Annotated in this window: 6 protein-coding genes; 2 read left to right on the plus strand and 4 right to left on the minus strand. The window is 67.3% G+C overall.

Going from position 1 to position 10,487, the window contains the following annotated elements:
- Positions 1–183: 183 nt before the first annotated feature.
- From E1261_RS39130 to E1261_RS39140, 3 genes are read right to left on the minus strand one after another with little or no spacing between them, the layout of a single operon-like run.
- The gene (locus E1261_RS39130; protein ID WP_132414808.1) at positions 184–1,257 is read right to left on the minus strand and encodes a hypothetical protein; all 1,074 of its coding nucleotides are present in this window, start codon (positions 1,255–1,257) and stop codon (positions 184–186) included.
- Complete coding sequence (locus tag E1261_RS39135; RefSeq protein ID WP_132414809.1) at positions 1,254–2,000, minus strand: hypothetical protein; 747 nt, start codon at positions 1,998–2,000, stop codon at positions 1,254–1,256. Before E1261_RS39135 ends, E1261_RS39130 begins: the two co-directional genes overlap by 4 nt.
- 29 nt (positions 2,001–2,029) lie before the next feature.
- On the minus strand, positions 2,030–2,524 hold the full coding sequence (locus E1261_RS39140; RefSeq protein ID WP_132414810.1) for a SigE family RNA polymerase sigma factor: 495 nt from the start codon (positions 2,522–2,524) through the stop codon (positions 2,030–2,032).
- A 173-nt stretch (positions 2,525–2,697) separates the two neighbouring features.
- Here E1261_RS39140 and E1261_RS39145 point away from each other — a divergent pair, with 173 nt between their 5' ends.
- Positions 2,698–6,324 carry an alpha-L-rhamnosidase gene (locus E1261_RS39145; RefSeq protein WP_238176714.1) on the plus strand — a complete coding sequence of 1,209 codons (3,627 nt, stop codon included), beginning with the start codon at positions 2,698–2,700 and terminating at the stop codon, positions 6,322–6,324.
- 65 nt (positions 6,325–6,389) lie between these two features.
- Entirely contained in the window at positions 6,390–9,122 is a 2,733-nt protein-coding gene (locus E1261_RS39150) for an AfsR/SARP family transcriptional regulator (RefSeq protein WP_132414812.1), read from the plus strand.
- On the opposite strand, the gene E1261_RS39155 is transcribed toward E1261_RS39150, so the two are convergent.
- A partial coding sequence (locus tag E1261_RS39155; protein ID WP_132414813.1) for a carboxylesterase/lipase family protein occupies positions 9,108–10,487 on the minus strand: 1,380 nt, incomplete at its 5' end. The two genes, E1261_RS39150 and E1261_RS39155, sit on opposite strands and share 15 nt — an antisense overlap.

The raw sequence follows: 10,487 nt of genomic DNA on the forward strand, positions 1-10,487 counted from the left end.
ACCCCACCCCAGCTAGCAAAACACCCCAGCGGGCGGACCTGGGGGCCATCACAAATGGAGATTCCGGGGGAGTTCACGCTTGGGGCGGTGGTGGTTGGGTGATTGTGATGGCCTGGGGGTTCGGGCACGACGAGGACCGGCCCGGCGGTCGAGGGAGACTGGCGGGCCGGTGGGTCGAAACGGCTAGTTGGAACGGGCTGCCAGCGGGGTCGGGTCGGCGGACGGCTGGCGTTGGGCGCCTACGGTCCAGAGGCGGGTGCCGACGGCTTCGACGCCGGTGAGGGTGCCGATCTTGGCGGCGGGGCTGGTGGTTTCGGTGAACTTGCCGTTCTGGAGGGCGAGCACGAACGGGTGCTCGGTGATGATGTCGCCGGAGGTGGTGAACTTCTCGCCGACCGCGACCGGCTGGCCGTTGTGCAGCGTGATGTCGTACAGCTGCGACGAAGTCTGCGGTGTCGGGACCTGGGTCCACGCCTTGCCGTCGTAGTGCAGGACCAGCGGGCGCTCGCCCTTCGAGGTGTGCGCGACCCCGGATGCCCAGATGTCCTTCGGACCGGCCGCAACCAACCCGGTCGGGATCTGCGAACCATCAGCCGGTACGTCGTCGACCAGCTTCCACGCCTTCCCGTCGAAGTGCGCCATTCCGCCGTTCAGTCCCAGCCAGGCGTCCGTCGCGGACAGCACGGTCAACGTGTTCCCGTTGATGGAACCCTCCAGCCCGGACGTCAACGGCTGCCAGGCACCCTTGGTGTAGCGGTAGACGACCGCATGCTCGCGACCGTCGACGTCCGCCCAGCCGGATGCCCACGGAGTCCCGTCCGGAGCGATCGTCACGTCGCTGAAGGACCCGGCCGGAACAGGCGGTCCGGGCACGACCTTCCACGCCGTACCGTTCCAGCGCATCGCCAACGGCTTGGACTGCTCCGGTACGGCGCGGTCCTCGCCGACTGCCCAGACCTCCTTGGCGCCGGCCACCGCGACACTGTTCAGGGTCGCGTTCGTGCGCACCGGCTGTGGTGTCTCGACCCAGCGGATGCCGTTCCAGCGGAACGCCAGTGGTCGGGTATCGCTGTAGGAGTCGATCAGGTTGCTACCAACCGCCCAGGTCTCGCCGTTCTTCGCGTCGATGTCGTCCAGCATCGACGGCTGCGACTTCGTGGGCGTCACGGTCCAGGTCAGGGCCGCCTGAGCGGTCAGGGTCGGTGCCATCAGGACACCAGCCAGGGCGGCAATCAGTACGGTCTTGCGGAGCATCATCGGTTCAGATCTTTTCCGTAGTTGGCGGGAGGGAAGGTCCAGGAGACGCTGTAGGCCATCTCCACGAGTTGCTCGATGGACAGTGCCGGTCCGGGGCGCGTGGCGGGACCTTTCAGACTGAGGCCGTTCGTGCTGGTCAGGCTGATCGCGCGCCGGTCCGAATACTCGACGACCACGGCGTTGTAGGTGATTCCGCGGTCCGCGCCTGAGTACGACCGGAGGAACGTCCCGTCCGGCAGCGCCCTGCAGTGCTGGCTCGGCGGTTGGTCGGTGCAGTTGGGGTCGTACTTGACTGTCTGGAGTCCAACCTCGACCCAGGCCTTGCCTTGGCCGTCATCCACGAGCAGTCCGGCGGCGATGAAGTTGTCACCCCAGGTCTTCCCGCCGGAGGTCGCCAGCCCGGGCACCAACCCCTTCAACGTCGTCAGCGTCTCGGCGGGACTGGCCGGCGGCGGCGGAACGGGCGTCGCCGAGACGTCCGGCTCCGGCTTGGGCGTCGGCGTGCTGAGCCCGGCGACCGGCGGTTGACCGGCCTGCGGCCCGAGATTCGCTTGTACGACGGCGATCCCACCGACCGTCATCGCGACGGCGGCAGCGGTCGCCGCGACACTCAACACCCGACGCCGACGCCGCCGTACGACGCCTCGCCGCATCCCGCGTTCCACCAGATCGGGGTAGCGGGGCTCAAGGGTCTCAGTGGCGCGCCGCATCAAATCGGGCAGCCGGTCGTCTGTTGTTTCCACGGGGTCCACGGGGTCCTTCTCCTGCCTGTTCACAGTGCGATGACCGCCTCGTCACCGAGAACCGCCCGCACCCGGACCAACGCCCGGGCCGTCCGGTTCTTGATCGCGCCGGCGCTCTTGCCCAGATCGCGCGCCACTTGTTCGACACTGCGATCTTCGAAGAACCGCAGCACCAACACCGCTCGATCGAGCGCAGGCAACCCCTCCAACGCCTGCATCACCAAGAGCCGCAACTCATGGTCGTCATCCGAGACCGGCAACTCCGGTACGACGTCCGTCGGCTGCTCGTGCCAACTTCGCCGACGCCGTTGCGAGATGAACGTCCGGGTCAGCACGGTCTGCGCATAAGCCGCCGGCTTCTCCATCCGCCGTACCCGTCCCCACACCCCGAACAGCTTCCCGAGTGTCTCCTGCACGAGGTCGTCCGCGTGGTGCGAGTCCGCAGTCAGCAACCACGCCGTCCGGTACAGCTGATGCGTGTTCGCCCGCGCAAACGCCTCGAAGTCGACCTCGGTGGAGTTCATCGCCGTCACATCCCTACCAACGCACTGAGGTGCCCATCGCGTCACATCGCTGCTGAAACTACTGTTCGACCAGGCCAGAAAGGCTGTCCGCTAGTGGCCAGATTCGTTGACCGCGTTTTGCGGTCGCTGCGATGGTTTGGGCCGGTACCGGCCCGGACGACTGGGGAATCATCGTGAGAGCTCTGGTTCTGCTTGCCTCGGCCTTGTTGCTGACGGCGACTCCGCTCACCGCAAGCGGCAGTGTGACGGCCGATCCGCAGGTGTCGAGCCTGCGGACCAACCATCTGACCGAGCCCTTGGCGGTCGTGGCCGGCGCGCCTCGCCTCAGCTGGCAGTTGTCGGCCGACCGGCGTGGGCTGAGTCAGCAGCGTTACGAGATCCACGTCGCGTCCGCGCCGGACAAACTGCAGACCCCTGACATCTGGAACAGCGGCCAGGTCACGTCCAGCCAGTCGGTCGACGTCCCGTATGGCGGTCCCGCGCTCACCCCCTACTCGACGTACCACTGGATCGTGCGGATCTGGGACGAGACGGGTACGGCGTCCGCGTGGAGCCCGGCGGCGAAGTTCGAGACCGGCGCGTTGCAGCCGTCCGACTGGGCCGGCGACTGGATCGGTGCGGATGAGGCGGTTGGTCCGGAGTGGACCGACTACACGGTCGACGCGGATGTCACCGTGCAACGGGATGCACTCGGGGTCTTCTTCCGCGGTCGGTACATGTGGCAGCTGAACACGACCGAGGGCCGGATGCGGTTGCGCCCGCACGTCCGGCAACCCGACGGACAGTATGTCGTACTGGCGGATGTCGACGTACCGGTCGATCTGCGGCAGCGGAACAACCTGCGGATCACGGTGGCCGGTCAGACCATCACCACCTGGATCAACGGACAGCAGGTAGACCAGCGGAACCGGTCCGACGCCAACGGTCCGGGGCTGATGGGGTTCCGCGTCTACGGTCCGGAGGAAGGTGTTGTCCATCGGTTGAAGGTGACGAACGCGGGCGGCGCCGTACTGATCGAGAGTGCCTTTCCTGCCTACGACCAGACGTTCCCAGGCGCTCCGCTGCAGCCGGGCGGCGGACTGTCGGTCAAGGTTGCTCAAGGCACCGAAAACGATCTCTGGGTACCGAACAACGCCAAACCCCTGTTCCGTAAGGACATCCAGCTGCCGACCGGCAAGACTGTCGTCCGCGCTCGACTGCATGCGGCGGCCCAGGGCATCTACGAGCTGCGCATCAACGGCACGAAGGCCGGCGACCACGAACTCGCCCCGGGCTGGACGGACTACCGGCAGCGGATCCAGACCCAGACGTACGACGTGACCTCGTTGATCCGATCCGGGGCAGCGAACACCATCGGTGCCGAAGTAGCCGGCGGCTGGTTCACCGGTCAGCTCGGGGTCTTCAAGCCGGAACGCTACGGCCGGAGTACGGCGCTGACCGCGCAACTGCGGGTCACTTACGACGACGGCAGCACGGTCGTCTTCGCAACGGACGCGACCTGGCGGACGAGCCCGGGGCCCGTCCGGGCTGGTGATCTACTGCACGGCGAGACGTACGACGCTCGCGCGGCGCAAACTGGTTGGGATAAGCCGGGCTACTCTTCCACCGGCTGGCGGGCCGCAATCGTCAAGCCGTCCGCAAACGCGTTGCTGGTGCCGCAGGCCGACCAGCCGGTGCGGGTGACGCAGCAGCTGGCAGCCACGGCCATCCGCTCCAACGTGCCGGGGACGTACTTGTACGACCTCGGGCAGAACATGGTCGGCGTACCGGAGTTCACCCTGACCGGGACACCTGGCCAGACTGTGCGCCTGCGGTTCGCCGAGGTACTCGACAAGGACGGCAACCTCTACACCGCCAACCTGCGCAGCGCCCGGGCCACGGACTACTACACCTTCGCCGGCAGCTCGCCCGAGACCTACCGGCCGCGCTTCACCTTCCACGGCTTCCGGTACGTCGAGATCGCGGGCCTGCCGACCGCACCTCCGGCCAGTGCCCTAAAGGGGCTGGTGATCGGCACGGACGGCGAGCGGACCAGCCGGCTCACGACGAGTTCGCCGCTGGTCAACCAACTGCACAGCAACATCACCTGGGGACAGCGTGGCAACTTCCTCTCGATCCCGACCGACACTCCGGCCCGGGACGAGCGGCTGGGTTGGACCGGCGATATCAACGTGTTCGCGCGGACTGCCGTCTACAACCAGGACTCGCAGGCGTTCCTGAGCAAGTGGCTGCGTGACCTGCGGCTGGAACAGCGGACCAACGGCGCCTATCCGAGCGTCGCGCCGACCGTCCCCGAGGAGTTCGACGGTGGCAACAACAACGCCGGCTGGGCTGATGCCGGGGTGAACGTCCCCTGGACGCTGTGGCAGGCGTACGGCGACACCGGAATCATCAGCGAGCAGTTCGACTCGATGAAGCGGTACGTCGACTCGCTGGCTCCCGCGAGTGGCTTCATCCGGCCCGGTGGCGACTACAACGACTGGCTGAGTCTGGAGAGTTCGCCCAGCGACACCAACCTGATCGGCACGGCCTTCTACGCCAAGAGCGCCCGCCAGCTGAGCCAGATGGCGAGCGCGATCGGTCGCACCGCCGACGCGGACCGCTACCAGCGGTTGTACTCCGATATCCGCAACGCCTTCGCCGCCGCGTTCATCAGCGCCGACGGCCGGGTGAGCAAGGGGAACCAGACCGACTACATCCTTGCCATCACCAACGATCTCGTCCCGGCCGACCGGATCGTGGCCACCGGCAACCACTTCGCCGCGAACATCGCCGCCGCCGGACACCTGAAGACCGGCTTCCTCGGGGTCGACGGACTGCTGCCGGCGTTGTCGAAGATCGGCCGCACCGACCTCGCGTACCTGCTCCTCCAGCGCACCGAATACCCCTCGTGGGGGTACGAGATCGCCAAGGGCGCCACCACCATCTGGGAGCGCTGGAACTCCATCAACCCCGACGGCACCTTCAACGACGTCAACATGAACTCCTTCAACCACTACGCGTACGGCGCGGTCGGCCAATGGATGTACGGCACGATGTCCGGGGTGAGTGCGGCCGAGCCCGGCTACCGCAAGGCACTGATCGCCCCGACGCCCGGCCCCGGCCTCACCTTCGCCGACTTCGGGTACAAGACGCCGTACGGCGAGATCGCCACCCGCTGGGACCGGGTGGGTACCGACGGGTTGAAGCTCGACGTCACCGTTCCCGGCAACACCACGGCCGTGGTCCGGATCCCGGCGTCGGACCCGAGCCTGATCACCGAAGGTGGAGTCGCGCTGACCGCGGCGCCGTACGTGACGAACCTCGTCGACGAGGGTGACACCGTCGCCGTGACAGTTGCTGCAGGCAAGTATCAGTTCGCGGTCCTGGGTGTCGAGGGCGCGTCCGACTACGTGGATCTCGGTGAGGCGGCCTCGGAGGGCGCGCATCGGGTGACCGCGGCACCGTCGTCCGGAACTGGGGTCGAGGCCGGGCGGACCCGGCGGTACTCGGGTCTGCAGGTACCGGGCTCGTGGTTCGAGTTCGACCTGCGGATCCAGGCCGGGCAGCCGTTCGTCCTGCGGTTGGTGGAGACGTTCGACCAGGCTCAGGTGAAGGACTACGAGGTGCGGATCAACGGCGTACTGGTACATCACCGGGTCAACAACCGTTCGAAGGGCGGCCTCGACACCTACCAGTTCCCGGTGGACGATCCCGCGTTGCTGACAGGCTCGACCGTTCGGGTCCGCATCCAGCACAACGCTGCCGCTTCCGGCTATGACCCATCGCTGGCGGACGTCTGGGTCCTCCCGCGCAGCTGAGACCGCACAGTTGCGTCGAACGCGCGTCCGTTGTTGACTCCAGTCTGTGGGAGGGGGCTGGGGTCGTGGAGTTCGGCGTACTGGGTGAGGTTGAGGCGCGGGCGGACGGCGTTGCCGTCGAACTCGGTACGGCGCGCCAGCAGGTGCTGCTCGCGGTTCTGCTGGTGGAGGCAGGGCGGTCGCTGCCGGTCGACCGGCTGATCGAGCGGATCTGGGGCGACCGGCCGCCGAAGCGCGCGAAGGAATCGCTCTACAGCTATGTCTCCCGCCTGCGAACCGCTCTGGGCGCTGCAGGCGGTCCCACGATTGAGCGAAGCTCGACGGGTTACGCGCTGATCGCGGATCCGTCGGCGGTGGATCTTCATCGGTTCCGGCGGGCTGTCGCGGAGGCTCGCGGTACTGAGGAAGGCAGGCTCCCGCTGCTGGAGTACGCCCTGTCGGCCTGGCGTGGTGACGCGTTCGCGGGCCTCGACAACGAATGGCTGAGCCAGGTTCGAGCGACCTTGAAGGAAGAGCGGCTGGCCGCGGAGCTGGACCGCGACGACCTCCGGCTGGAGGCTGGACAGCAGGCAGCGATGGTGGCCGAGCTGACTCAGCGGGTCGCCGAACATCCGCTGAACGAGCGACTTGCCGGTCAGCTCGTGCTGGCTCTGCATCTCAGCGGTCGGCAGGCTGACGCGCTTGCGCAGTACCAACTGGCCAGGCAACGGCTGGCCGCGGAGCTCGGTGTCGAGCCCGGTACGGCGTTGCAGCGGTTGCATCAGCAGATTCTCGTTGCAGCGACCCCTCCGCCGGAAAGGTGGCGGCCGGCCCAGTTGCCGATCAACATCGCGGCGTTTGCCGGGCGCGCGGATGAGCTTGCTCAGCTCGACAAGCGACTGGCCGACGGCTCGGTCGCAGTTGTCTCCGGTATGGCGGGCGTGGGGAAGACGGCGCTGGCCGTCCAATGGGCGCATCAGGTGGCTGACCAGTTCGTCGACGGGCAGCTCTATCTGAATCTGCGCGGCTTCGATCCGTCGGGGTCACCGTTGACGCCCGAGAAAGCCTTGCGGGCGTTGTTGGAAGGCTTGCAGATCTCGGCCGAGCGGATGCCGATGGGCCTGGATGCGCAAGTCAAGCTCTATCGCAGCCAGCTGGCCGGTCAGCGGGTGCTGATCGTCCTCGACAACGCGCGCGACGCGGAGCAGGTCCGGCCGCTGTTGCCGGAGTCCGAGACCTGTTTCGTGGTGGTCACCAGTCGGAGCCGGCTGACCGGACTCGTTGCGGCCAGTCCGGTGCGGCTCGATCCGCTGGCGACCCGTGATGCCCAGACCCTGCTGGCCAATCGGATTGGTCGTGACCGGGTGTCGGCCGATCCTGAGGCCGCTGAGGCGATCGTCGAGCTGTGTGCGCGACTGCCGTTGGCGTTGGCGATCGTGGCGGCCCGGGCCGCCGTACAGCCCGGGTTTCCGTTGATTGCCCTGGCCAACGAACTCGCGGTCGGCCGGGACCGCCTGGCAGCCTTCGACGGCGAGGACGCGGCGACCGACGTACGAGCGATGTTCTCGTGGTCCTACGAGGCGCTCGATCCTGCGACGGCACGGATGTTCCGGCTGCTGGGTGACAGTCCAGGGCCCGGTGTCAGCGCGGCCGCGGCGGCTGCTCTCGCCGGGGTTACCTCGGCCGCCGCGCAGCAGTTGCTCGGTCAGTTGGTCGAGGCGAACCTGGTTCAGCAACCACATCCGGACCGGTACGAACAGCACGACCTGGTCCGCATGTACGCGATCGAACTCGCCCACACCACCGACTCCGCGGCAGAACGCGACGCTGCCCTCCGGCGGCAGCTGAGCTTCTATCTCCACTCGGCCGCCAACGGCCGCGCCGCCCTCGGCCGAGCCGCCCCACTGATGGAGATCGAAGCGCCCTTCGGCGGCATCGTCCCGCTCCAGTTCGCCGATGATCGCCAGGCACTCGACTGGTTGAACACAATGTGTGAGACCACACTGGCCGCCGTGCAGTTGGCGGCCGAGCGCGGGCTCGACCGGATCGGCTTCGAGGTCAGTCACCTGCTGGCGATGGCGTTCCACTACCGCGGCGCGTTGGCAGACCTGCTGCGGGTTCACGAGCTGGGGCTGAGCTGCGCACGCCGTACCCAAGACGTCCTTGCCGTCGCGATCGCGGAGACGGACCTCGGAGCGGTCAACAGCGAGCTCGGCCGCTCGTCCGCGACCATCATTCACCTCGAACGGGCGGCGTCGCTCTTCGAACAGATCTCTTCGCCGCTCGGTCACGCCGAAGCTCTCGAAGCCCTGGCCATCGAGAACCACCGGTGCGGCCGGTACGCCGAGGCGGTGCAACTCTATCTGCGGAGTATCCACCTCACTCGTCAGAGTGACGGCGGCCAGGGCGAGGCGAGGTTGCAGAACAACGTGGCCGCCGCGTACCTCAAGCTCAGCCAGTACGAACTTGCGATCGCCGCTGCCCGGAAGGCCTTGGCGCTGTGTGCCGGAAACCGGAGGGTGGAGGCTTACGCCTGGGACAACCTGGCAGTGGCTCAGGCCGAAACAGGTCTGCACAACGAGGCGGTCGACTCCTACCAGCGGGCGCTCACGCTGTGCGATGAGCTCGACCTGCAAGTGCTCAAGTCCTCAGCCCTCGGCCACCTCGCCAAGCTTCAGCAAGTCCTGGGCAGGCCCGATGAAGCCCGCGCCATGTGCCAGGAAGCTCTCCGAATCCACGCCGGGCTCGAACCTGACGGCACAAGCGAGGCAAAACGAGGCGAGCTGATCGCCATCCTCCGCAGCCTAGGGCAGCAGTAGGGAAAGCGGCGGGAAGGTGTGGTCCCGCCAGAGCCGTCGGGAGGCTTCCTCCGGGTAGGCGGTCACTGCCGACGGTGTGTCGAAGAGCTGGGTGAGATTGCCGTCGTACGGCGGCCAGCCCGGGTCGGCGTGGGTGGCGAACGCGACCCACGCCGTACGCATCTGATCGGACAGATCCTGCGCTTCATCGGCGTCGCTGATCAGCGTGGCAGGGTGGCCGGTGGTGAGGTTGCCGAAGACCAAGGGGATGTCGAGGCCGTGGGTGGCGCCGAGGGTGCCGTTCCAGGTCAGTTCGTAGAGATGGGCCTGGCCACCGCCGGCGAGTTGTGCGTCGGCGAGGTGGAGGCTCGGCATCCGGAACAGCCAGTCCTGGTTGACGATTTCGTACAGCTCTTCGTCGGATGCGTGCGGGAACGCCTCTCGATAATGGAGCCCTGGGGCAAGCATCTGCAGGGCGGTCTCGGTCTGCTCGGCGGTGACCTCGCCCAGTACGCCGTCGATCAGGCTGAACAATCGATGCTCGTCGCGGGTGTGTCCGACGAGCAGGGGGATGTCGCGGGCGGCGCCATCGACCAATGCCTGCCAAGGAGTCGTCGGCAGAATGTTGCCGTCGACAACTGGGGCGAACGGAATCGGTCGGTGGGTGATCGGTCCCCAGCGATCCCGCCATTGCCTCATCTTGTCCGAGATCGCGTCACCGACGAGCGGGAGCATGGCCGGCTCCACCGTTGCGAGGTTTGGCACGCCGAGCTCGGCAGCGCAGGCCGCGGTGATGTCGGCGGCCAGCTCGGGCGAGAAGAACGTTCCCGGCATGCTCTGCACGATCGCTTGCTGGAACAGCCCTTTGGCGCGCGGCATCGCGAGAAGCGCCGCCACGGATCCACCACCCGCCGACTGCCCGAACACCGTCACCCGATCGGGATCGCCACCGAACGCGCGGACGTTCTCCCGCACCCACTGCAGCGCCGCGACCTGATCAAGCAGTCCCCGATTAGCCGGAGCCCCTTCAATCTGCCCGAACCCCTCGATCCCCAGCCGGTAGTTGAGCGACACCACCACGACACCACTCGCCGCCAACCGAGCCCCATCAAACTCCGGCCGACCGGAATCGCCAGCCATATAAGCCCCACCCGGAATCCACACCATCACCGGCAGCCCACCAGCCTCCGAAGTCCACACGTTAAGCGTCAGCCAGTCATCACCACCATCACCCCGAGCCGTCCCCAGCAACTCGGACTGCGGCGGCGCCGGCCCGAACACGGTCGCATCCCGTACGCCGTCCCACCGACGAACCGGCTCCGGTTCCCCGAACCGCAGCCCACCAACCGGAGGCTCGGCGTACCGAACCCCCCGAAACACCGAACC

It is taken from the genome of Kribbella albertanoniae (genome assembly GCF_004348455.1).
Classification (GTDB): Bacteria; Actinomycetota; Actinomycetes; order Propionibacteriales; family Kribbellaceae; genus Kribbella; species Kribbella albertanoniae.